This is a genomic window from Chloroflexota bacterium, assembly GCA_020850535.1.
Lineage (GTDB): Bacteria > Chloroflexota > UBA6077 > UBA6077 > JACCZL01 > JADZEM01.
Map to the genome: position 1 here is coordinate 80,788 of JADZEM010000219.1, position 23,221 is coordinate 104,008.

The 23,221-nt window shown below is 70.3% G+C and carries 17 protein-coding genes; 8 read left to right on the forward strand and 9 right to left on the reverse strand.

Features of this window, described 5'->3' with window-relative positions:
- Window positions 1-402 precede the first annotated feature (402 nt).
- The gene (locus tag IT306_30605; GenBank protein ID MCC7372803.1) at window positions 403-3,519 is read left to right on the forward strand and encodes a PAS domain-containing protein; all 3,117 of its coding nucleotides are present in this window, start codon (window positions 403-405) and stop codon (window positions 3,517-3,519) included.
- A 69-nt stretch (window positions 3,520-3,588) separates the two neighbouring features.
- Here IT306_30605 and IT306_30610 read toward each other — a convergent pair whose 3' ends face one another.
- The 4 genes from IT306_30610 to IT306_30625 form a co-directional block, all read right to left on the reverse strand.
- Complete coding sequence (locus tag IT306_30610) at window positions 3,589-4,203, reverse strand: amidohydrolase (protein MCC7372804.1); 615 nt, start codon at window positions 4,201-4,203, stop codon at window positions 3,589-3,591.
- 137 nt (window positions 4,204-4,340) lie between these two features.
- Window positions 4,341-5,093 (reverse strand): SDR family NAD(P)-dependent oxidoreductase, encoded by a 753-nt coding sequence (locus IT306_30615; protein MCC7372805.1) that lies wholly within the window; start codon window positions 5,091-5,093, stop codon window positions 4,341-4,343.
- Window positions 5,094-5,277: 184 nt separating this feature from the next.
- Entirely contained in the window at window positions 5,278-5,637 is a 360-nt protein-coding gene (locus IT306_30620) for a VOC family protein (GenBank protein MCC7372806.1), read from the reverse strand.
- Window positions 5,638-5,729: 92 nt separating this feature from the next.
- Window positions 5,730-8,435, reverse strand: a complete 2,706-nt coding sequence (locus IT306_30625; GenBank protein ID MCC7372807.1) for an ATP-dependent Clp protease ATP-binding subunit — start codon at window positions 8,433-8,435, stop codon at window positions 5,730-5,732.
- 194 nt (window positions 8,436-8,629) lie between these two features.
- Here IT306_30625 and IT306_30630 point away from each other — a divergent pair, with 194 nt between their 5' ends.
- The 4 genes from IT306_30630 to IT306_30645 all read left to right on the forward strand — a co-directional run bounded on the left by IT306_30630 (window position 8,630) and on the right by IT306_30645 (window position 12,446).
- Window positions 8,630-9,595 carry a D-2-hydroxyacid dehydrogenase gene (locus IT306_30630; protein MCC7372808.1) on the forward strand — a complete coding sequence of 322 codons (966 nt, stop codon included), beginning with the start codon at window positions 8,630-8,632 and terminating at the stop codon, window positions 9,593-9,595.
- A 585-nt stretch (window positions 9,596-10,180) separates the two neighbouring features.
- Entirely contained in the window at window positions 10,181-10,609 is a 429-nt protein-coding gene (locus tag IT306_30635; protein ID MCC7372809.1) for a YciI family protein, read from the forward strand.
- Between the two features lie 66 nt (window positions 10,610-10,675).
- Window positions 10,676-11,044, forward strand: coding sequence for a hypothetical protein (locus IT306_30640; protein MCC7372810.1), 369 nt, complete (start codon window positions 10,676-10,678; stop codon window positions 11,042-11,044).
- 127 nt (window positions 11,045-11,171) lie between these two features.
- Window positions 11,172-12,446, forward strand: a complete 1,275-nt coding sequence (locus tag IT306_30645; protein MCC7372811.1) for an RNA polymerase sigma factor — start codon at window positions 11,172-11,174, stop codon at window positions 12,444-12,446.
- A gap of 35 nt (window positions 12,447-12,481) precedes the next feature.
- On the opposite strand, the gene IT306_30650 is transcribed toward IT306_30645, so the two are convergent.
- On the reverse strand, window positions 12,482-13,954 hold the full coding sequence (locus IT306_30650) for a sulfatase (GenBank protein MCC7372812.1): 1,473 nt from the start codon (window positions 13,952-13,954) through the stop codon (window positions 12,482-12,484).
- A 208-nt stretch (window positions 13,955-14,162) separates the two neighbouring features.
- Between IT306_30650 and IT306_30655 the strand changes: the two genes are divergently transcribed.
- Together IT306_30655 and IT306_30660 are read left to right on the forward strand one after the other, a co-directional pair.
- Window positions 14,163-15,629 (forward strand): amidase, encoded by a 1,467-nt coding sequence (locus IT306_30655; GenBank protein MCC7372813.1) that lies wholly within the window; start codon window positions 14,163-14,165, stop codon window positions 15,627-15,629.
- A complete protein-coding gene (locus tag IT306_30660; GenBank protein MCC7372814.1) occupies window positions 15,626-15,838 on the forward strand; it encodes a hypothetical protein in 213 nt (70 codons plus the stop codon). Before IT306_30655 ends, IT306_30660 begins: the two co-directional genes overlap by 4 nt.
- An 82-nt stretch (window positions 15,839-15,920) precedes the next feature.
- On the opposite strand, the gene IT306_30665 is transcribed toward IT306_30660, so the two are convergent.
- A complete protein-coding gene (locus IT306_30665) occupies window positions 15,921-16,865 on the reverse strand; it encodes an LLM class flavin-dependent oxidoreductase (protein ID MCC7372815.1) in 945 nt (314 codons plus the stop codon).
- Window positions 16,866-17,318: 453 nt separating this feature from the next.
- Between IT306_30665 and IT306_30670 the strand changes: the two genes are divergently transcribed.
- Window positions 17,319-19,175, forward strand: a complete 1,857-nt coding sequence (locus tag IT306_30670) for a tetratricopeptide repeat protein (GenBank protein MCC7372816.1) — start codon at window positions 17,319-17,321, stop codon at window positions 19,173-19,175.
- Here the strand turns inward: IT306_30670 and IT306_30675 are convergent.
- The 3 genes from IT306_30675 to IT306_30685 are packed head-to-tail and all read right to left on the reverse strand — an operon-like array spanning window position 19,170 to window position 23,125.
- Window positions 19,170-20,306: an ABC transporter ATP-binding protein gene (locus IT306_30675; protein ID MCC7372817.1), complete on the reverse strand. Its 1,137-nt coding sequence runs from the start codon at window positions 20,304-20,306 to the stop codon at window positions 19,170-19,172. The two genes, IT306_30670 and IT306_30675, sit on opposite strands and share 6 nt — an antisense overlap.
- 26 nt (window positions 20,307-20,332) lie before the next feature.
- Window positions 20,333-22,054, reverse strand: coding sequence for an iron ABC transporter permease (locus tag IT306_30680; protein ID MCC7372818.1), 1,722 nt, complete (start codon window positions 22,052-22,054; stop codon window positions 20,333-20,335).
- 15 nt (window positions 22,055-22,069) lie between these two features.
- A complete protein-coding gene (locus IT306_30685; protein MCC7372819.1) occupies window positions 22,070-23,125 on the reverse strand; it encodes an extracellular solute-binding protein in 1,056 nt (351 codons plus the stop codon).
- Between the last annotated feature and the right edge of the window lie 96 nt (window positions 23,126-23,221).

Below are 23,221 nucleotides of genomic sequence, written 5' to 3' on the forward strand. Positions count from 1 at the left end.
GAAGGACCTCACCCGCTGACCGTCAAGATCGCGTCAGCGGGTGAGGTGCTTCGCTTCGCTCAGCATGACAGATCCACTTGCCTCCCTTATCTATCGTGGCAGCGCCAGTGCCGGCGCAGAGCGCGGGGCAGGTCGGGCCGGCGCCGTCGGGTCCCTGGTGACGGTCTTGAAGCGACTCAGCCGCATCAAGGCGGTCCTCGAAGCGCGCCAGCCGCACCACCCTGGAGCCCAGGCCGTCGGATCAGACCCGCACCCGATGTACGCTACAAATCGGTGAGAAAACCCGTACCGCGTACCGACGCTACGACGTTCACTCAGAGACTGGAACTGCGACGCCCGGACAGGGGTACGATGGGACGTCTCACACGCACGGTGGCCGCCCTTCGACAGGGGCGTGTGCCGATGTCACTCAAACTGCTCGCACTCCTCACCGCCGTCGTGGCCATCACGGCAACGCTGCTCACGGTAGGCCTGGCCTGGACGCACGCTCGCCAGCTCGAAGCGGATGCGATGGCGCACGGCGTCGCGACCAGCCGGCTGATCGCCGCCATGGTGGACGAGTCCGTCAGCCGCACCCTGACGGAGGTCGTCGCAGTCGGCAATGACCCGCGGCTTCGCGTCGAGATCCGCGATGGCGACGAGCAGGCCATCACCCGCCGACTCGACACGCTGATGCGCCTGGATCCGCACCTCGTGGGCCTCGCCGTCACGGATCAGGGCGGGCAGATCCTGGCTGCGTGGCCCCCGTCAAGCAGTATCAGAGGGGCGAACTTCGCCGACGATCCTCGCGCCAGGCGGCTGCAAGAGGGGGCCGCCTGGTTCATCGCCAGCCCCCGTCGCGGCCTGGTCAGCGGCCTGCCGATCATCCCCATAACCGTTGCCGTTCGCGGCGACCACGACGAGCTGGTCGGGGCGATCACCGCCGGCTACTCCCTCGATCAGCTGAGCGCGTACCTGCACGATTCGGCGGACGGCACGAAGTCCGTCGTCAAGGTCTTCGACGCCAGCGGCATCATCATCAGCCATCCTGACCCGGAGCGCCTGCTCCAGCGCGTCGCAGACCACGACGCCGTGAGCCAGGCTGCCCTGGCCGGCCGGGCAACAGCCGCCGCGACGTTCAACGGACACGGCGAGCCGATCCTCGCCGCTGCCACCATCCTCCCGCACCTCGGCTGGAGCGCCGAGGTCCAGGTGCCGACCAGCGTCGTCTTCGAGCCGGTCCGTGCTGCCGCCCTCCAGAGCGCCCAGCTCGGCGTGTTGGTGACGCTGCTCGTCGGGCTGCTCGCCTCTCCGATTGCGCGGCTCGGAGCCGCGCCGCTCGTCGCGCTGCAAGTCGCTGCACGGCACGTCGCGTCAGGCGAGTACGATGTGCCGGTGCCCCAGCTCAACTCGTACGACGAGATGGACGATCTCGCAGCCGATTTCGAGCGTATGCGGGCGCAACTGGCCGAACGTGCGCGCGCCAACAAGTCAGCCCTCGCCCGGCTGGCGGCCAGCGAACACGAGGCCAGCCGGCTGGCTGTGGTGGCCGCCCGCGCCAGTAACCCGGTCCTCATCGCCGACGCTCAGGAGCGCATCACCTGGGTCAATCCGGCCTTCACCCAGACCTTCGGCTACCATCTCCACGATGTCGTCGGGCTCAACGCGATCAACTTATTGGGCAACCCCGCGGGCAAGACGCACGCCACAGACGCCATTCGCGCGGCCGCCGCGCGGGGCGAAGGCTTCGACGTTGAGGCGCCAGTCTACGACCGCCAGGGCCGCCAGCACTGGATGCGCATCGACGCCGTGCCCGTCCGCGACGCCAGCAACGACCTCGTGCACTGGATCTGCGTCCAGACCGACCTGAGCGAGCGCCGCGCGGCCGAGAGCCAGCTCCGCTTACAGGATGCGGCCTTGCGGGCCGCCGCCAACGCCGTCGTCATCACCGACACGCAGGGCACCATCCGCTGGGTCAATCCGGCCTTCACCACCCTGACCGGCTACACCGCCGAGGAGGCCGTCGGCCAGAACCCGCGCGTCCTGAAATCCGGTCAGCATGACCGCCCCTTCTACGACCATCTCTGGAGCGCCATTCGGCGCGGCGACGTGTGGCGCGGTGAGGTGATCAATCGGCGGAAGGACGGCACCACCTACGTCGAAGAGATGACGATCACGCCGGTTCGTGACGAGCACGGCGAGATCGCCAACTTCGTCGCCGTGAAGTCCGACGTGACCGCCCGACGCCGCGCCGAGCAGGCCCTCGCGGCCGCCAACAAGGAGCTGGCCGCCGCCGTCTTGCGCGCCAACGACATGACCGCCGCTGCTGAGTCCGCCAGCCGCGCCAAGAGCGAGTTCCTGGCGATGATGTCCCACGAGATCCGCACGCCGATGAACGGCGTCATCGGGATGGCCGAGATCCTGTCGGCCACGGACCTCGACGACGAGCAGCGAGATGCCGTGGAGACGATCCGCACCAGCGCGGACGCCCTGCTGAGCGTCATCAACGACGTGCTGGACTTCTCCAAGATCGAGGCCGGGCGGCTGGAGCCGGACCTCCAGCCAACCAACGTCGCGGCCGTCGTGCGGGGCGTGGCGGACGTGGTGCGGATCGAGGCTCAGCGGCGAGGCCTGGCGCTCGTCTGCGAGGTCGATGAGCGGCTCGCCGGGCCGGTGCTCGCCGACGCCGGGCGGCTCCGGCAGGTGCTGCTGAACCTCGCCAGCAACGCCGTCAAGTTCACGGAGCAGGGCTCGGTGGCGCTGCGCGCCAGCGTCGTGGAGGAGACGCCAGACGGCCTGACGGCCTACATCGCCGTCGCCGACACCGGCATCGGGATCTCACCAGATGTACTCGGCCGGCTCTTCCAACCGTTCACCCAGGCGGATTCGTCAACCACGCGCCGCTACGGTGGCACCGGCCTGGGCCTCGCGATCTCTCACCGGCTGATGCAGCTGCTCGGCGGCAGAATCGGCGTCGAAAGCTCGCCCGGCGAGGGCAGCACCTTCTGGATCCACATCGCCCTGGATCGCGTGCAGGCGACAGCTCCAGCCCGGTCGGTCGCGCCCAGCGGAGGACATCCTGCCACGGTCACGGTCCGCCTTCTCCCCAAAGACGCGGCGGCCTCTCCCGACCCGCCTCGGCTGCTCCTGGCGGAGGACAACCCGGTCAACCAGAAGGTCGCCGTCCGGATGCTGGAGAATCTCGGCTACCGCGTGGACGTGGTCGCCGACGGGGCGGCTGCCGTGGCAGCCTGCACCCAGGCCCGCTACGCGGCCATCCTGATGGACTGTCAGATGCCGGTCCTCGACGGCTACGGGGCCACCCGCGCCATTCGGGAGAGCAGTCCGGACAACGCGCACACGCCCATCCTCGCGATGACCGCCTCGGCGTTCGACGGCGACCGCGAACGGTGCCTTGCCGCCGGCATGGACGACTATCTCACCAAGCCGATGCAGCAGCACGACCTCGCGGATCTGCTGGCGCACTGGGTCAGCACGCCGGAAGCAGCCGAGGACGCGGCGGCGGCAAGCAGCTGCTGACCGAGTGACGGCCACCCGAACCCACGAAACGGCCACCTGGCATGCGGCCCCCGGGCGGTGAGGCGCGTCTCAGGCTGGCAGCCCCAGGATGCGCGCCGCGTTGCCGTACAGGATCTTCGGGCGGACAGCGTCCTCGATCGGCAGATCCGCGAAATCCTTCAGCCAGCGCTCGGTGGGGATGACCGGGAAATCTGAGCCGAACAGGCACTTGTCCTGCAGCAGCGAGTTCATCTGCTGCACCAGCGCCGGCGCGAAGTATTTCGGCGCCCAGCCGGACAGGTCGATGTAGACGTTCGCCTTGTGCCGGGCGATGGCGAGCATCTCATCCTGCCAGGGCCAGGACGGGTGCGCCCCGATGATGGTCAGCTCGGGGAAGTCGGCGGCCACGTCGTCCAGCAGCAGCGGCTGGCAGTGCTTGAGGCGAATGCCGTCGCCGCCCAGCTGCCACGACCTCGTCGTTGGAGACGCGGCGGCCGGTCCGCGTCTCGGTGTCCGCGTCGAACACCACTGCCCGGATCCCGAGCCGCCGATAGTGCTCGGCCACCTCGTCGGGCGGGACGTGCGGCCGCTCGACCTTGAAGGAGGCCTGGGCGGCGTTGGCCTCGGACGGGCCTTGCGCGTCGGCCAGGGCGAGGTTGTCGCCGGTGGCGAAGTGGACGTGCATGTCAATGGCCTTGATGCCATCACTGGCCTGGAGGCCCTCACTGGCCTGGAGGCCAGCGCCCCGGCTGGCGCCAGTCGTCGGCTCGCTCAGACTGTGGCTCCCCTGGCGCGGCTCGGCCCGGCCCATCGCGGCGGCGAGAGCGACGTTGTAGGCGACGCTACTCCGCGTCTCGCGCCAGTTGGAACCCGCCCCACGACTGGCTCACCGGCATCAGCTCGATGCGGTTGACGTTCAGGTGCGGAGGCTGCGTCGCCACCCAGTAGAGCGTCTCGGCGATATCCACCGGCGTGATCGGGTGGAGGCCCTTGTAGATCGCGTCGGCCGCCGCCTTGTTGCCGCCCGTCCGGACAATGGAGAACTCCGTCTCGGCCATGCCCGGCTCGATGGATGTGACTCGCACACCCGTGCCGTGCAGATCCGAGCGCAGCCCCAGCGAGAACTGCGTCACGAACGACTTGGTGCCGCCGTAGACGTTTCCGCCGGGGTAGGGGTAGGTGGCCGCCGTCGAGCTGATGTTGACGATCGTGCCCTTGCGCTCGATGAGCGTCGGCAGCAGCAGGCGCGTCACCGTCACGAGGCTGGTGATGTTCGTCTCGATCATCGTGCGCCAGTCGTCGAGGTTCGCCTGCTGGGCCGGCCCGGTTCCCAACGCCAGCCCGGCGTTGTTGACCAGGAGGTCCACACCCTTGAACCCGTCCGGCAGGCTGGCCAGCGCCGCCTCGGTCGCCGCCGCGTCCTGAACGTCGAACGCCAGCGTGACGACCTTCTCCTTGCCCAGCTCGTCGGCCAGCGCTGCCAGCCGCTCGACGCGCCGCCCCGTCCCGACGACCTGCCAGCCGGCGGCGGCAAACCGTCGCGCCGTCGCCGCCCCGAACCCTGACGTCGCCCCGGTGATGAGTGCCGTCTTCATCCCCACTCCTTCAGTCCCCGACATTGTCTGAGCGAATGGTAGTGTCCAGGACCGGGCGACAGCAGGCTCGCCACCCCGGGTCGTTTTGCTCCGCTGTGCTACATTCGCACGAGTATTCGCGCATCGGTATCGAAAGCACGTCACGCCGCTTCTCCGCTCCGCCGCGTGACGCGCAGGCCTGCCATCATCGCACCCAGAGGCAGAACGGGTGGCCAGCCGGGTCCAGAAAGACTCGCACATCCTCCTGCGGCTGGAAGTCTGCCAGCGTGGCGCCGGCGGCCTCGGCGTGGGCACTGGCAGCCGCCAGATCGCGCACCTCGATGTCGAGGTGCAGCATCATCTGCTGGCGGCTCGTCTCGGAAGGCCAGGACGGCCGCACGTAGGCCGGTTCGTGCTGAAACGACAGTGACGCCCGCCCATCCGGGCTGTCGAGCGTGACCCAGTCTGGCTCATCCGTGCGAACGGCCCAGCCCAGGAGCCGCTGGTAGAACCCGGCCAGCGCGCGGGCGTCCGGGGCATCCAGGACAGTCGCGGACAGCTCCATCCAGGGTCGTTCGGTCATCGTCCCTCCGAGTGCCATCGTCGATCACCGGGTGCTCGCACGAATCGCGCCGCGACCCAGCACCGAGCACCCAGCTAGATCGTGCGCGTATCCCGCACCAGCACGATGCGCTCGCCGGACACCTCGGCCAGCAGGTACTCCCCGCGCAGGTACGCGCCGGTCAGCAGGTCGCGGCTCAGCGGCTGCTCGATGGTCCGGGTGATCGTGCGCTGCACCGCGCGCGCTCCCCCGGACTCGGCGGCAGCCAGCCGTGCCAGCAGCGCCAGGGCCATCGGCGTGACCACCAGATCCAGCTCGTGCGCCTCCAGCAGGCGCCGCCGCAACGTCTGCACCTGGCGCTCGGCAATCGACATCAGCGCCGACTCGCCCAGCGGCTGAAACGGCACGATCTCGTCAACGCGGTTCAGCAGCTCAGGTCGGAAGTGCTGTCGCAGCTCGGCCAGCAGCGACTCGCGCTGCGCCGACACGGCGACACCCCCGCCTGACGCCCCGTCACTTCCCCGACGCTCGGCACTCCCGCCAGCGCTCCCGCTCCCTCCGCGCCCCTCAGCGGTCGTCCCGAACCCGATGGATCGCCGCTCAGCACTTCCCCCCACGTTGGCGGTCAGCACGAAGATCGCCTGCCGGCCATCCACCAGCCGGCCGCTGCTGTCGGTCAGGCGGCCGGCGTCGAACAGCTGCAAGAACACGTCGAAGACCTCGGGGTGCGCCTTCTCGGCCTCGTCCAGCAGCACGATGGCGTGCGGGCTGCGCCGCAGCGGCCCGGTCAGCAGTCCCTCGTCGCCGTGGCCCTGGTAGCCCGGCGGCGCGCCGATCAGCCGGGCCACCGCGTGCTTCTCGCCGTACTCCGACATGTCGAGGCGGATCAGCCGCTGCTGGCCGTCCACCGCCGTCTCGGCCAGGGCCGTCGCCAGCGCCGTCTTGCCCACGCCGCTCGGCCCGACAAAGAGGAAGACGCCGGCCGGCCGGGCGGGGTCCGTCATGCCCGTCCGCGCCAGCCGCACCCGCTCGGCCACCTGACGTATCGCCTCGGGCTGCCCGATGACCCGCTCCGCCAGGCGGGTTTCGAGGTCAGCCAGCCGCTCCGCCTCGGCCTGCCCGATCTGCCCCACAGGGATGCCCGTCCACGCCGAGACGACCTCGCCGATGGTCGCGCGGGTCACGGCGGGCGGCCCAGACGGCGGCCCGGCCAACGCATCCTCGTAGCGGCTCGCCGGCGGCGAGAGCGACGGCACGCTGGCCCGCGCACAGGCCTCGTCGAGAGCATCCACGGCCTTGTCTGGCAGGCGGCGGCCGGGCAGGTAGCGTGCCGTCAGCTCGACGGCGGCATCCAGGGCGGACGGCTCGATCCGCACGCCGTGGTGTCGTTCCAGCTCGGCCTGAAGCCCTTCCAGGATCTTGCGGGCCTCGGCCTCTGTCGGCTCGGTCACCGTCACGGGCAGGAAGCGCCGCTCCAGGGCCGGGTCGGAGGCGATGTGGCGCAGATACTCGTCGGTCGTCGTCGCGCCGATGCAGGCGATCTCGCCACGCGCCAGGGCCGGCTTCAGGATGTTGGCCACATCCATCCGGCCGTCCTGGTCGCCCGCCCCGACGATGGTGTGCAGCTCGTCCAGGAAGAGGATGATGTCCGGGCGCGCCCGCACGGCGGCCAGGACCTCCTCGATGCGCTCCTCGAACTGGCCCCGGTAGCTGGTGCCGGCCAGCAGGCTCGACAGGTTCAGCGCCACGATGCGCCGGCCTGGCAGCACCGCGCCCTCGACAATGCGCCGCGCCAGCCCCTCGACGACCGCCGTCTTGCCCACGCCGGCCTCGCCGATCAGGACCGGGCTGTTCTTGGTCCGCCGGTGCAGGACGCGCACCACCTGGAGCATCTCGTCGTGCCGGCCTACCACCGGGCCGAACAGCCCGGCTTCCGCCTCGGCCGTCAGATCGCGCCCGAACCGCAAGAGGACGGCGGGCACGGCCGGGCGCGTCGGCAGCGGCGTCGCCCGCGCCGCCGGCTGGGCGTCGCCGGCCGGGCGCGCGGGTACACCGTCAGTCGGCCGCGGCCGCCGCTCGGCCTGTGGCGTGGGCGTCGGGCTGCCTGCTGGGACGTCTGAGGGACCATCCGTCGGGCGATCCACGGGAAAGAACTTCGGCATCTGGTGCGGGCGCGGCGTCGGCGACGACAGCTCGAACGTGGGATACGGCTGATCGGATGTCGCCGGATCGGATGGCGCGACCCACACCTGACTGGTGTCCTGCCGCGGCGGGGCCGGCGGCGGCCCGATCCGCGCGAGGATGGCCGCCCGCAGCCGCTCGACGGTCGCGCCGGCGTCGGCCTGGGAGCGCACCGATGGCATGGCAGATGGCAGCGCGGCCAGCAGCAGCGACGGAGGATGCTCCAGCAGGACGGCCAGCAGGTGCAGCGGCCCGTACGCCGGGCTTCCAACCTGCTGCGCCAGTGCATCGGCCTGCCCGAACGCCGCCCGGGCAGCGTCATCGCGGCTCATGACGCCATCCGTCTGGCGCAGGCCGCGCGGCCACCGCTGGCGCAGCTCCCGTCGCAGGATGGCCGCGTCCAGCCCGATCTCGCGCAGGAGCGCCGCGAGCACCAGGTGATCGGCGCGCACCAGCTCGCGCCGGGCCACGTCCACCCCTGATGACGGGTCGAGCAGCTTCTCCAGGCTCAGCAGGCCGACCAGCAGGTGCTCCACGGCGATCAGCGGTGCGCCCGCGCGCCGCGCCTCCAGGCCGGCGACCTGCCAGCAGAGGTGGGCCACAGGCGACAGCTCAGGCATGCGACAACCCTCTCGTCAACGTGCGCGCGGCGGTGCCGTCGCGACCATTGTGAAGGGCGTCGGGCGATTGCGCCAGTGATGTACGGTTCCCTGGGAGCCAGGGGGGCATCCCGGCTATCTTCCCCGTGCAGGCTGCGCCAACATTCCGCCTGCTCCCCTCCGATACCCATCCTCTCGAAGTGGAGAGCCTGTCCATGCCCAAGATGGTCTTCATGCCGCCGATCGACACCCTCAAGCGGCAGTTCTCGGGACGCCTGCCGGCCGATCTCCCCGAGTATGAGGTCGTAGCCCCCGAGACGCTCGACGAGGCCCGCCGTGAGCTGGCCGACGCCGACGCCGCCTACGGCTGGATCCCGCCCGACTTGCTGCCGCTGGCCGGCAGGCTCCAATGGCTGCAGAACCCGGATGCTGGTCCGGTCCCCGGCTACTTCTACCCGGCCATGACCGACCACCCGGTCATCATCGCCAACCCGCGCGGCATCTACAACGACCACATCAGCCAGCACATCCTGATGTTCGTGCTGGCGCTGGCGCAGGGCGTCCCGTACTGGATGGAAGCCCAGCGGCAAAAGACCTGGAATCCATCTGCGCGGCCCCACCCGGCCGTCGATCTGACCGAGGCGACCGCCCTGATCTACGGCGTCGGCGGCATCGGGCAGGAGGCGGCGCGCCGGCTCCAGGTGTTCGGCACAAAGATCGTCGGCGTCGATCCGCGCTGGGAGCACGAGGCCCCAGGCGTCGAGCGGCACGGTCCGGCCGACCTGGACAGCGTGCTCCCGCGCGCCGACTTCGTCATCTCCACCACACCGCACACGCCGGAGACGGAGGGCGTCTGGAACGCCAGCCGCTTCGCGCTGATGAAGCCGACGGCGTACTTCATCAACATCGGGCGCGGCAAGACGACCAGGCTGGACGATCTGACGGCAGCCGTCCGCGACGGGGTGATCGCCGGCTGCGGCCTGGACGTCTACGAGATCGAGCCGCTGCCAGCCGACCACGAGCTGTGGACGCTGCCGAACGTGATGCTGACGCCGCACATCGCCGTGCACGACGCCGAGAACCTGCCAGAGCGACGCTACCAGATCCTGCTGGAGAACGCGCGTCGGTTCGCAGCCGGCCAGCCGCTGAAGAACATCGTGGACAAGGCGGCCTGGTACTAGCGGTGGGTCGTAGGTCGTAGGTCGTAGGTCGTAGGTCGTAGGTCGTAGGTCGTAGGTCGTAGGTCGTAGGTCGTAAATGTTGCTGAAAGCATGCAAGTTACAGTTGTCATCCTGAGCGCAGCGAAGGACCTCACCCGCTGACGCGAGTGGTGACAGTCAGCGGGTGAGGCGAGGATCGACAGTCACCCGCTGACGCGAGTGGTGACAGTCAGCGGGTGACGCGAGGATCGACAGTCACCCGCTGACGCGAGACTTGACGGTCAGCGGGTGACGCGAGGATCGACGGTCACCTGCTGACGCGAGACTTGACGGTCAGCGGGTGAGGTCCTTCGCTGCGCTCAGGATGACAGTTGGGAGTCGCGTGTTTGCTACGATAGAGCGGCACGCGTCAGCCAGCATGCGTCCACGATCCACGGCCTACGACCCTTCGCCGTGGAACTTGCCCGAAACTGGCTCGTTCAGGCTGTCGATTTCGGGGGATCCCGTTCGACGTCCTGAGTAGCGGGGCGGAGAACAGCCGCTGGCGCGCCACCCGCGCCGCCAGCGCCCGTCCCCGAGACACTGGACACGGGAGAGGGTTCCACCATGCGTGTGATGGTCATCGTCAAGGCGACCGCGGAGTCTGAGGCCGGCATCATGCCGAGCGAGGCCCTGCTTACCGCGATGGGCGACTTCAACGAGGAGCTGGTCAACGCCGGCGTCATGAAGGCGGGCGAGGGACTCAAGCCCAGCTCGGCCGGCAAGCGTGTCGTCTTCTCCGGCAGCAATCGATCCGTGGTGGACGGCCCGTTCGCCGAGACCAAGGAGCTGATCGCCGGGTTCTGGATCTGGCAGGTCAAGGACATGGACGAGGCCCTGGCCTGGGCCATGCGCTGCCCGGCCCCGATGCCCGAGGAGGCCGGCATCCTGGAGATCCGCCCGGTGTTCGAGACCGAGGACTTCGGCGAGGAGATGACGCCCGAGGCTCGCGCGCAGGAGTACCGTCTGCGCGAGCAGCTCGAAGCCGAGGCGTAAGCGGCGAGGCCGCCGCGTCCTCTCGCCGATCTCGATCAGCTTCCCTGATGGAAAGGAGGCACCCACATGAAGTTCATGGTGATGTCGCGCGCCGACAAGCACTCCGAGGCCGGCGAGTTCCCTGGCCCCGAAGTGACGGCCCGGATGATGACGTTCATGCAGGAGGTGGCTGAGGCCGGCATCCTCGTCACCGCCGAAGGACTGACGCCGAGCGCGCTCGGCGCCCGCGTCAAGCTGTCCAACGGCAAGGTGACCGTGACCGACGGCCCGTTTACCGAGACGAAGGAGTTGATCGCGAGCTTCGCCATTCTGAACGTCGCCTCGAAGGAGGAGGCCATCAGGTGGACGACGAAATGGGCGCAGGTCTTCGGAGAGATGGAGTGCGAGATCCGGCCGATCTTCGAGGATGCGCCGCCACCACCCCCTACTGCGTAATCGCTCATCAGGAGAGCTGACGATACGTTTCCTGCTCCGGTGCGTCCGAAGGGGTGCGGGGCGGCCGAGCCGCGGGCCGGACAGGGAGCAGCGGGGCGGAGGGTGAGGTTTCGCCTATAACCTCCGCATGGTTCATGACGCGAACCGTGCGATCGAGGCTGTCTGGCGCAACGAGGCCGCGCGGCTGATCGCCGGCCTCACGCGGCTTGTGCGAGATGTCGGGCTGGCCGAGGAGCTGGCCGGCGATGCCCTGGTCGCCGCGCTGGAGCAGTGGCCCCAGGACGGCGTCCCCCGGAACCCCGGCGCATGGTTGATGACCATCGCAAAGCGCCGAGCCGTCGATCTGCTGCGTCGGAAGATGACACTCGAACGCAAGCACGAGGAGATCGGCTACCTCGAATCGGTACTGGACGCGTCCGGGACGGACCTCGACGCCAGCCTGGACGACCATATCGGCGACGATCTGCTGCGGCTGATCTTCATCGCCTGCCACCCGGTCCTCTCGACGGAGGCGCGCGCGGCCCTGACGCTGCGTCTGCTCGGCGGCCTCACCACGAGCGAGATCGCACGGGCGTTTCTCGCCTCGGAGCCGACCATCGCGCAGCGGATCGTGCGGGCCAAGAAGACGCTGGCCGACGCGAAGATCCCCTTCGAGGTGCCTCCGCGCGGCGAGCTTCCCGAGCGGCTGGCCTCGGTGCTCAGCGTGATCTACCTGATCTTCAACGAGGGGTATGCGGCCACGGCCGGCGACGACTGGATGCGGCCCGGGCTGTGTGAGGATGCGCTCCGGCTGGGACGCATCCTGGCCGAGCTGCTGCCCGACGAGCCGGAGGTGCACGGGCTGGTCTCGCTGATGGAGCTGCAAGCCTCGCGGTCGCGGGCGCGCGTCGGCCCCGGCGGCGAGCCGATCCTCCTGCTGGAGCAAGATCGGGCACGCTGGGATCAGCTCCTGATCCATCGAGGGCTGGCGGCGCTCGACCGCGGCGCGCGGCTGCTCCCAGCCGACGCGATTCTGGGGCCGTATGCGCTCCAGGCGGCCATCGCCGCCTGCCACGCCCGCGCCCACACCGCCGATGAGACGGACTGGCCGCGCATCGCCGCCCTCTACGACGTGCTGGCCCAGGTGACGCCGTCGCCGGTGGTGGAGCTGAACCGAGCCGTGGCCGTGGCGATGGCCGAAGGGCCGGCGGCAGGGCTGGAGCTGGTGGACGCCCTCGCCGAGTCTGGCGCGCTCAAGGGCTACCATCTGCTCCCGGCCGTGCGCGGCGACTTCCTCGAAAAGCTGGGGCGGCACGCCGAGGCCGAGCAGGCCTTCAAAGAGGCGGCGGCCGGGACGCGGAACGCTCGCGAGCACGGCGTGCTGCTCAAGCGGGCAGCGGCCTGCCGCGCCGCGCTGGCCTGACGTGCCGCAGGTTGGCAATTGCCAGGGCAACCTGTTCAGCGGGCCAGCAGCACGTCCAGCCGCCCGGCCAGCGCGGCCCGCTGCTCGGCGAACATCGGGTTGTGGGCGAGGCTCTCCAGCTCGTCCGGGTCCGCCGCGAGGTCGTACAGCTCCTCGTCGCCGTTGTCGTAGCGCACGTACTTGTGCGTCGGCGTGCGGACGCCAGACCAGCACCGCTCGGGTGACTCGTGCCACTGCTCCAGGATGAGCGCGTCTCGCCAGGGGGCGGCAGGGTTGTCAATCAGCGGCAGCATGCTCTGGCCGTCCACAGGAGAGGCCGGCTCGGTCCTGAGGATCGCGGTGACGGTCGGAGCGAGGTCGATGTTCGCGACGAGATGGTCGTCCGCGCGCGGCGTGGGCAGCCCTCCGGGCGGCACCACGACCAGCGGGACATGCACGCACGCCTCGTAGGGGCACGCCTTGCCAGCGTCCAGCCGGTGTTCGCCCAGGGTGATGCCGTTGTCCGAGGTGAAGATGATCCAGGTGCTAGCAAGCCGTCCGTCTGCCCGCAGCATCTCGACGGTCTGAGCGATCTCCCGATCCAGCCCGGCCAGCGCTTCCCACTGCCGCCGACGCAGCTTCGCGATCTGCTGCTCCTCGCCGGCGCGCAGGGGGCCGTTCTCGCGGACCCAGGACGGCTTGTCCGAGATATCCGCCTCGTCGTAGGCCGGCGAGATGGGAAACGGGAAGCCCTGGTACTTGCCGATGTCCAGCGGGTCTGGCTCGGCCGGGCCGTGGGGCGTGCGCGGCGTGAACAGCGCGAAGAACGGCCGCTCGGGCTGCTGCGCCAGGAACATCCGTAGCTGCCGCCCCAGCACGCGGGTCGAGTAGTCGTCGTCCTCGGTGCCGAAGTGGCGGCGCTCGCCCTGGTCGTTCACGTCGTAGTCACTGTAGATGTCGATGCTGTCGTCGGTCTGCCAGAAGGCGAACCAGGAGTCCCAGCCCGGCGGGATCTCCAGCGAGTCGTAGCCGTTCAGGTAGCGTCCCACGAGGCCGGTCCGGACGCCCTGAGCCTGGAGCCACGTTGCGACGGTGGAGGACGCATCGAACGCGCCGACGCCGCCGTGCGGCGAGTCGTTGTTGAGCACGCCGTGCCGGTGAGCGTACTGCCCGGTCAGGATGCTGGCCCGGCTCGGGCAGCAGAGCGGCGTGGGGGCCATCGCCTGGGTGAAGGTGACGCCCTGGGCCGCCAGCGCCTGCATCGTCGGCATGGCCTGGAGGCCGTCGGCGCGCATGTCATCTGCCACGATCAGCAGCACATTCGGGCGGGCGGGAGCGGCTGCCACTGTACCCTGGCCGTTGCGGGGCGGCGGCGTGGCACTCACGATCACGAGCATGCCGAGCACGACCACCAGCCCGAGCGCGTGACTCAGGCGGCAGGCCCAGAGTTGCCGGCCCGACCCCCAGCCCCAGTGCGGCGGTGTATCCACGGGTGCGCCCGATCTCGCCCCAGGCGAGGAGATCGCCATCTGACCTCTTCGGAGAGAAACTCGGACAGCAGAGGACGCAAGAGCCATGCCGGCCCGCTGGGGGTACCACGCTCTCAGGATGTGCCGTGCGTCAGCGCTCCTGCTACCGTATGCTCCACGACCCACGACCCACGACCCACGACCCACCCCTGAAACCCGAAACCCAGAACCCGACACCCCGTCAACAACTCTGTCCCGAGGTGCCGCGATGCCCGACGCTTCCTCCTCGTCGTCGCTTCCGCTGACCATCGCCGAGGCCGCCGACTGGCTCCGCGGCGGCCGGATCACCTCCGTCCAGTTGACGCAGGCCCAGCTTGCCCGCATCCACGCCACCCAGGACACGCTCGCTGCCTTCATCAAGATCTTCGACGAGACGGCGCTCGAAGCCGCGCGGCAGGCCGACCGGGACTTCGCGAACGGCGTCGACCGGGGGCCGCTCCAGGGCATCCCCATCGGGGTCAAGGACATCATCGCCACCCGTGAGGCGCCTTCGACGGCGAACAGCCGGGTGATGGACCCGGCCTGGTCGTACCGCGACGGGAAGCTGTACGACGCGACGGTCGTCAAGAAGCTGCGGGCGGCCGGGGCGGTCATCATCGGCAAGCTGGTGCTCCACGAGTACGCCCTCGGCTGGCCGGACCCCGACACTGGCTTCCGGATCGCCAAGAACCCGTGGGATCTGACGCGGACGCCCGGCGGCTCCAGCAGCGGCACCGGCGCAGCCGTCGGCGGCGGCCTGATCCTTGGCGGCCTGGGCACGGACACCGGCGGCTCGATCCGTGGACCGGCAGCCTACTGCGGCATCAGCGGCATGAAGCAGACCTTCGGACGGGTCAGCAAGGAAGGGTGTGTGCCGCTCGGCTACAGTCTCGACCACATCGGCCCGATGGCCCGCACGGCCCGCGACTGCGCCATCATGCTCCAGGTGCTGGCCGGCTACGACCCGGCCGACCTCTGCGCGGTCGACGTGCCGGTGCCGGACATGACGGGGCTGATGACCGGCTCGCTCGACGGCGTGCGGATCGGCGTGCCACGAGACTACTTCTTCACCATCCCGACGCTCGATCCCGAGGTGAAGGCGAGCGTCGAGGCGGCGCTGCAGGCGATGGCCGCGGCCGGCGCGACGGTCCACGACGTCCACATCCCGCACGCCGACACCGCGCGCCATGCCCAGCGCATCACGATGGTCGGCGAGGCCTACGCCTATCATGAGCCGGACCTGAAGGCGACGCCGGAGCTGTACGGCAAGTACACCCGACAGGCGTTCCAGGTCGGCGCGTTCTTCAGCACTGCTGATTATGTCCAGGCTCAGCGCTTCCGGCCGCTCCTGCGCGACGAGGTAGCCCGTGCCTTCGAGGAGCGGGCGGACGGCACGGCCAGCCCGGTGGATGTGCTGATCGTGCCCGGCATGGCGACCACGGCCCCCGCCTTCGAGGGGTACGATCCCGACTCGACGACCCGCAGCTACAGCCTGACGCCGATCTGGAACCTGACGGGCCTGCCGGCGTTGACGATCCCGTGCGGCTTCTCGTCGGCCGGGCTGCCCATCGGGTTGCAGATCGTCGGGCGGCCGTTCGCCGAGCCGACCGTCTTCAAGGTCGCGGATGCGTACCAACAGATCACCGACTGGCACCTGCGGGCGCCGCCGATTGCGAAGGAGGGGCTGCCGGCATGAGCGACAGCGTCCAGGTTCCCGAGACGAATGACGCCGAGGCGCAGGTGGACCGCGTGCTGGCGCTGACCGGCCTCCCCGTCACCCCCGAGGAGCGCGAGCGGCTGATCAAGCTGTACCCGTTTATCCGCGAATCGCAGGATGCGCTGCGCCTGCCCGAGACGCGCTACGCCGAGCCAGCCGTCATCTACCCCGCCACATTCGAACGGTAAGAATCGCGCCGTCCCCTGGGACACTGGTGCTTCCCTACTGCGCTGCGCGGCCCGACCCGGCCGGCCGGGGAGTCGAGGCGGGTCAGCCGCCGTAGGACCGGATCTTCTCGATCACCTTGCCGAACTGCCCGATAGCGTCCACCGTCCACGGGTCGAGGATGAACGTCATGTGGGTGACGCCGGCCTCGGTGTGGAACGACCAGATCCGCTCGGCGACCTCGTCCGCCGAGCCGGTCAGGAAGTTCGGGTTGGCGTCGATGGCCTCCAACCCCGGCACGACGACCATCGCGCCGGCCGTCCGCATGATGGCCGCGGGGTCGCGCCCGACCTCCGCGCAGGCCGCGTCGACCTTTGCAAACGCCTCGATGGCCGGCGTCGGCTCGCGGTGCCAGACGGTATTGTAGGCGTCGGCGTACTTCGCCAGCAGGCGCAGCATGCGCGGCTGCTTCGCGCCGATCCAGATCGGCGGGCCGCCCGGGCGCGGGCCACGGGGCCGCAGCTCGGCGTCGGTCACCCGGTAGTACGTCCCCTGGAACGTCACCGATTCGCCCTTGAGCAGCGGGACGATGATCTGGAGCGCCTCCTCGAAGCGGCTCGCCAGGTGGTCGAACGGAAAGCCGAACGCCGAGTACTCCGGCTCGTGCCAGCCCGCCCCGATGCCGAGCAGCAGCCGGCCGCCGCTTACCTCGTCCAGAGTGTCGGCCATCTTGGCGAACAGGGCCGGCTCGCGGAAGCTGTTGCAGGCCACGAACGGCCCGAGCGTCACCTTGCTGGTGACGGCGGCGATGGCGCTCAGGAGCGTCCAGGCTTCCAGCGGCCCGCGCGAGACGCCCGGCGGCATGACCACCGAGCCGGCATTCCGCATGATCAGGTGATCCGCGACCCAGATCGTGTCGAAGCCGACCGCCTCGGCCAGCACCGACATCTCGCGAAGCTCCGGCCAGCCGACGACGCGGCCTGCCGGCTTCGCCTGCTCGCCGGTGCGGAGCAGCAGGCCGAGCTGGAGCGGTTGTGTCCCGTTCGCCATCGAGTGTCCACCCGTTTCCGCGGCGGTCCAGGCCGCCGCCTCGCAGAAGTTCACACATCGTCGTGTCAGGCTGATCGTACGCGAGCCGGCCAGCCCCCTGCGACCACCTCCAGGAGTGTGCCAGGGCAGTTGCATAGTGAACGCGGCGGGCGGCGGCGTCGGGGCTTGATGCTTTGGGAGCACCAGCGTGCATGCGATTGCTCTGAGGAGTGCGCACGGTGAACGCCTCGTGCAGGCGCTACCGGGCCGTCACCCCACGGTCAGGCGCAGCCGTTAATCACGGCGGCACCGCCCGATGCTCTCCCAGCGAGCCGGCCGCCCAGGATGCCGGCGCTCGAAGGATCGACCGTGAAACAGCGACCTCAGCCTGCTGCGCGTCAGCGTCTCCAGAGCGACCCACGAGCACCTCAGTCGGGGACAGCCGCGCGGCCGACGTCCGGGCAGACTGCGCCCATGCAGCAGGCCCTTGCACGCGGACGCGATCTGCACAGCGCCGGGCACTTTGCCGAGGCCGAGGCGATCTACCGCCAGATCCTGGCCGCCGATCCGACCAACGCGCCAGCCCTCCACCTGCTCGGTGTCCTGGCGAACCAGCTCGGGCATGCCGAGGCCTCGGCGGCGCTGATCTCCCAGGCCATCCAGATCGAGCCGCTGGCCGCCTCCTATCACAGCAATCTGGGCGTGGCGTACCAGTCGCTCGGGCGACGCGAGGAGGCCCTGGCCTGCTACACACGGGCGCTGGACTTGAAGCCAGACCACGTGGACGCCCTCAACAACCAGGCCGTGCTGCTCCAGTCGCTCGGGCAGCCAGAGGCCGCGCTGGCGAGCTTCGAGCGGTCCCTGAAGCTGCGTCCAAACCACGCCGAGACGCTCACCAACGCCGCCATCTCGCTGCGAGTGCTCGGGCGGCTGGCCGAGGCCGAGAGCCGTCTGCGCCGCGCCCTCAAGCTCCAGCCGACCCACCTGGAAGCGTTGACCAACCTCGCCAGCACCCTCCAGGTCGCCGGGCGGCTCGACGAGGCCGCGGCGCTCTACCGGCGTACCCTGGAGATCGCGCCCGACTCGGCGGTTGCTCACAGCGGGCTGATCTTTCTGCTGGACTTGCTCCCGGACGGGGCCGCCGAGGCCCAGGCCGAGCGGCAGCGCTGGAACGCCCGTTTCGGGCAGGGCTGGCGCGCCAACCCGCCCGCCTACGGGAATACCGCCGAGCCTGAGCGCCGCCTGCGCGTCGGCTACGTCTCGGCGGACTTCTACCGTCACTCGGCAGCCCTGGCGATCCTCCCGATCCTGCGCGCCCACGTCCGCGCCCAGGTCGAGGTGGTCTGCTACTCGGGCGTCATCATCCCCGACGCCCTGACCGCCGAGATCCGGTCGCTGGCCGATGGCTGGCGCGATGTCGCGCAGCTCCCCGACGAGCGATTGGCGGCGCAGATCCAGGCCGACGCCATCGACGTGCTGGTGGACCTGTCCGGCCACTCGGCGGGCAACCGGCTGCCGGTCTTCGGGCGGAGGCCGGCCCCGGTCCAGGTCTCGGCCTGGGGGTACGCGGCCGGCACCGGCCTCGACGCCATCGACGCTTTCCTGGCCGATCCCGTCGTCCTGCCAACCGGACAGCGCGCCGCGTTCGCCGAAGCGGTGGTCGATCTGCCGTCGGTGCTCTGCTTCGAGCCGCCAGCCGATGCGCCGGCGGTCGTGCCGCTGCCGGCTCTGGCGGCCGGCCACGTGACGTTCGGCTCGTTCCACCGGCTGCCGCGTCTCACCGATGACGTGCTCGATCTCTGGGCCAGGGTGGTCGCTGCCGTGCCAGACGCGCGGATGGTGCTCAAAGGCTCGGGGCTGGAGGAGCCAGCCGTGCGTGCACGGATCGAGGCGGCGTTCGGGCGGCAGGGCGTCTCGGCGGGCCGCCTCACCATCCTCGGCCCGACCTCCCGGCAGGAGCATCTGGCGGCCTACGGGCTGGTCGATCTCCAACTGGATACGTTCCCGCAGAGCGGCGGCATCACCACGCTCGAAGGGCTGATGATGGGCGTCCCGAGCGTCACGCTGGCCGGGTCGCGGATCACCGAGCGGATGTCGGCCTCGTTCTTGACGACGCTCGGGCTGCCGGACCTGATCGCCACGTCGCGCGAGGCGTTCGTCGCGGCAGCCGTCCAGGCAGCCGCCGATGTTCAGTCCCTGGCCGCTGTGCGCGCAGCGCTCCGCGCGCGGCTGCTGGCCTCGCCCATCGGAGACGTGCGTCAGTACACGCGGTCGGTTGAAGGGGTCTACCGCGCGCTCTGGCGTCGGTGGTGCGCCGCCCAGCCGTCATAGGCGCTGCGTGAGCGGCAGGCTCCGGGAGTCCCCAGTCGGAACGGTCTGCTCGTCGCGCTGCTCGGCCAGCAGATGGACGCTGCCTGCCTCGATGCTCAGCGTCAGCGGCCCGCCCACCACGATACCCGCGGCCGCCAGCGTCGAGCGGGTGACGATGGCCTGGAGCCGCCCGGACCCCCGCCGCACCTGCACCAGCACGGCGTGTGGCAACGACGCCACCTCGTCCACCGTCCCATCGACGCGGAGGCAGCCCGGCCCACCTGGACCCGGTGTCAGCCGGTCGGGCGGCAGGTAGGCCAGGAGCGGGCTGGCAGCCGTCGCGGGAGCCGGCCCGTCCCAGGCGGCCCGCACGTCGAGGTCGGTCAGGTGCAGCGAGCCATCGCGGAGCACGGCCGGCGTCAGGTTCCGCAGTCCCAGCACCCGCGCCACTGCCTCCGAGGCCGGCTGCTCCCGCAACGTCTCGTAGGGCGCGATCTGGAGGATGCGCCCGCCTTCCAATACCGCCACCTGCGCCGCGATCCTCGCCGCCTCAGCCTGGTCGTGCGTGACGTACAGCATCGTCCAGCCCTCGGCCCGGTGGAGCGCCCGCAGCTCGTCCAGCAGCCGCTCGCGGATCGGCTGATCCAGGCTGTTGAGCGGCTCGTCGAGCAGGAGCACGCGGGGACGCGTCGCCAGCGCCCTGGCGATGGCCACCCGCTGCTGCTGCCCGCCGGACAGCTCGTGCGGGTAGCGCCCGGCCAGCCCCTCCAGCCCGACCAGCCGCAGCAAGTCGGCCACACGCTGGCCGTGCTCGCCGCGCGGGACGCCGCGATACGGCAGCCCGAACGCGACGTTCTCGCCGGCCGTCAGGTGCGGAAAGAGCAGGAACCGCTGGTGGATCATCGCCATGCCGCGCCGCTCCGGCGGCAGCTTGCCGATCTCCCGCCCATCGGCGAAGATCGCTCCCCGCTCGGCCGGGACCAGCCCCCCCAGCAGCCGGAGGATGGTCGTCTTGCCGCTGCCGCTGCTCCCCAGCAGGGCCACGCACTCGCCGGCCGCCACCTCCAGCGAGAGGCCGTCCAGCACGAGCGTGTTGCCAAGCCGCACCCGCGCATCCACGATGCTGACGGATACCCCGGATACCGTCGGCATACCTGACGATCCTCGGTTGGCCACGGCTAGACCGGCAGCGCCGCGCGGGCCAGCGACCACGGCGCGCGCCGCCTGAGCCACGCTTCCCAGGAGAGCAGCACCATCAGGGGCGCGGCCACCAGGAACACTTCCAGCGCGCTGGCCGCCCCGATCCCAGACACCCCCACCGCCTCGTACAGCCACAACGGGGCCGTCTGGTAGCGCGTCGGCGCGACCATCAGCGCCAGGTTCGACTCGCCGAACGTCCGCACGAAGACCAGCGCCGCCCCCACCCCGATGGACGGCAGCAGCAGCGGGAGCAGCACCCGGCGCGTCCGCTCCCAACGCCCAGCGCCCAGCCCGGCCGCCACCGCCAGGTACTCGCCGTCCAGCCCTTCGAGCGCCGCCATCAGCACCCGCACCATGAACGGCAGCGCCAGGAACGCCTGCCCCACCACCAGCAGGGCCGGCCCGCGCGCCAGGGCGGGGGCCGTCGCGTGGGCCAGCACCAGCAGGCTCAACCCCCACAGGAAGCCTGGCACGCCGATCGGCAGCAGCACCAGCACGCGCAGCACCCCCTTGCCGGGGAGCGGCGCGAAGCGCCAGGCCGCCGCCAGCGGCAGCCCGAGCGCCAGCGTCAGCAGCACCGCCGCGAAGCTGAGCACGATGCTCAACTGCACCGAGCTCCAGAAGCGCGGATCGACCTGCAGGTACCAGCGGAGCGTCCAGGTGCGTGGCAACAGGCTGTTGCCCCAATCGCCGACGAAGGAGGCGTAGAGCGGCGTCAGCACCAGCAACGCCAGCAAGGCCGCCCAGCCCCACTGGTACGCGGCGGCCAGCCACGACTGTAGGCGGCGCCCACGTGCGCCCTCGGCTGCGGCGCCGTCTGAGCCGTCGGCAGCCGCGCGCGGCCGGAACAGCCGGCCGGACGCCAGCAGCCGCACGCCCGCGGCCACCAGCCGCTCGACCAGCGTCAGCGCGACGAACAGCGTCAGGGCCAGCCCGAGCGCCAGGGCCGACGCCCGCGAGACATCCGCGAACGAGGTCAACTGGCTGAAGATCTCAGCGGAGAGCAGCGCGTGGCGCGCCCCGCCGATCAGCATCGGGACGGCCAGCGAGCCGGCCACCAGGATGTAGGCCAGGCAGGCCGCCGCGCGCAGCGCCGGCCCGGTCAGCGGCAGGGTCACGCGCCGGAACGTCTCGAACGGGCCAGCCCCGAGCAGCCGACCCGTATCCTCGAAGTCGGCAGCCTCCCGCCCCACGGCCACGATGGTGTAGGCCAGGAAGTACGGCAGGCCGAAGATCGAGAAGAACAGCAGCAGCGCCTCCACGCTGAACGCCAGCGGCAGGGGCGGCTGGGACAGCCCCAGCAGGGCTTGCAGGATGCGGTTCAGCCAGCCAGCATTCCCGAAGACGATCAGGTAGGCCAGGGCGGCCGGGAAGCCGTGCAGCAGCAGCGGCGCACGGAGGATCGGCGTGAGCGACGGGCCGGGCCGCAGCCTCCAGCAGAACAGGAACAGCGTCCCCAGCACCAGCACCAGGAGCGTTGCCACACTGGCGACGGCGTGCGTCCGCACCAGGGCCTCGCGGACGCTGCCCGGGGCCACCAGCGGCAGGAAGCGCCCGCCGACGTTGCCCGGCGCTGCCGCCGACACGACCAGCGCCCCGATCAGCCCCAGCAGCAACAGCAGGTACAGGCCCCAGACGGCCCCGGCCGCCAGCAGCATGCCGCCGACACGGCCGGGGCCACGCCCGGGCAGAGAGACCACCGCGCGCGCCCGGCCCTACTTGATCTCGGCGTTCCAGCGGTCCAGCCACGCCTTCTGGTACGGCAGGATGCTGTCCCAGTCGAACGGGTAGCCGGCCTCGTAGTTCTCGGGGTAGTTCGCGCGGACCTCAGCCGGCACGGTGATGTCGGTGCGGGCCGGGCGGAAGTAGCGGCTGGCGAGCAGGTTCTGGGCCTCGGGCGTCAGCAGGAAGTCCACGAACTTCTTCGCCGCCTCAGCCTGCGGGGCGTACTTCGCCACGCCAACGGACAGCGCCGAGAGGGGCATCCCCTCCTTCGGCACGACGACCTCGATCGGGGCGTTCTCGAAGTACTTGTTGTAGAGGTTGGCCTCGCTGTAGTGGACGATCAGGCCCAGCTCGCCCTTCTGCACCAGCGACAGCGACTCGCCGCCCGACGACGGGTAGGTGGTGATCTTCGAGCGCAGCTTCTTCAGGTACTCGAAGCCCGGCTCCGGGTTCTCGATGGTCCCGCCGTTCGCCAGGATCGCGCCGACCAGGAAGATCATGCCCGAGGCCGAGGTGACCGGGTTGTCGTAGGAGATGCGGCCTTCGGCGTTGGGCAGGTCGGCGTAGCTCTTGGGCGGGTTCGCCATCTGATCCTTGTTGTAGATGAAGGCCGGCGTCCAGAGCGCCCAGGAGTAGTAGAGGCCGTTCGGATCGTGGTCGGTGGGAAGCAGGAACTCAGCGCCCGTGGGCTGGATCGGCGCGAGCACGTCGGCGTCGCGGAACTGCGGCCCGAGCGCCTGCCCGAAGAACACGAGGCTGACCTGGGTGTTCTCGCCTTCGGTCTTCAAGCGGGCCAGGGTGCTGCCGCTCCCGCCCGATTGCGGCGCCTGCACGATCTTGATGTTCGGCTCCTGCTTCGCGAAGAGGGCCAGCAGCTCGGGGAAGTTCGGGTAGTTCTGGGTCAGGCCGATCTGCACGACCTCGATGGCCTCCTGCGCCGCGGCCTCACGCGAGGGGCCGGCCAGGCTGGCCGAGGGCAGCACCAGGATCACCAGGAAGAGGGACAACAGCAGCCGTGACGCGCGGGAGACACGAGTCCGAATCATAGGTGGCGCCTCCGATCTCACCAGAAGGTCCAATTCGTCATAGAGCAATCAGGACAACGGCAGGTATAGCAGGCTGCCGAGATGGCGTGTGTGGAC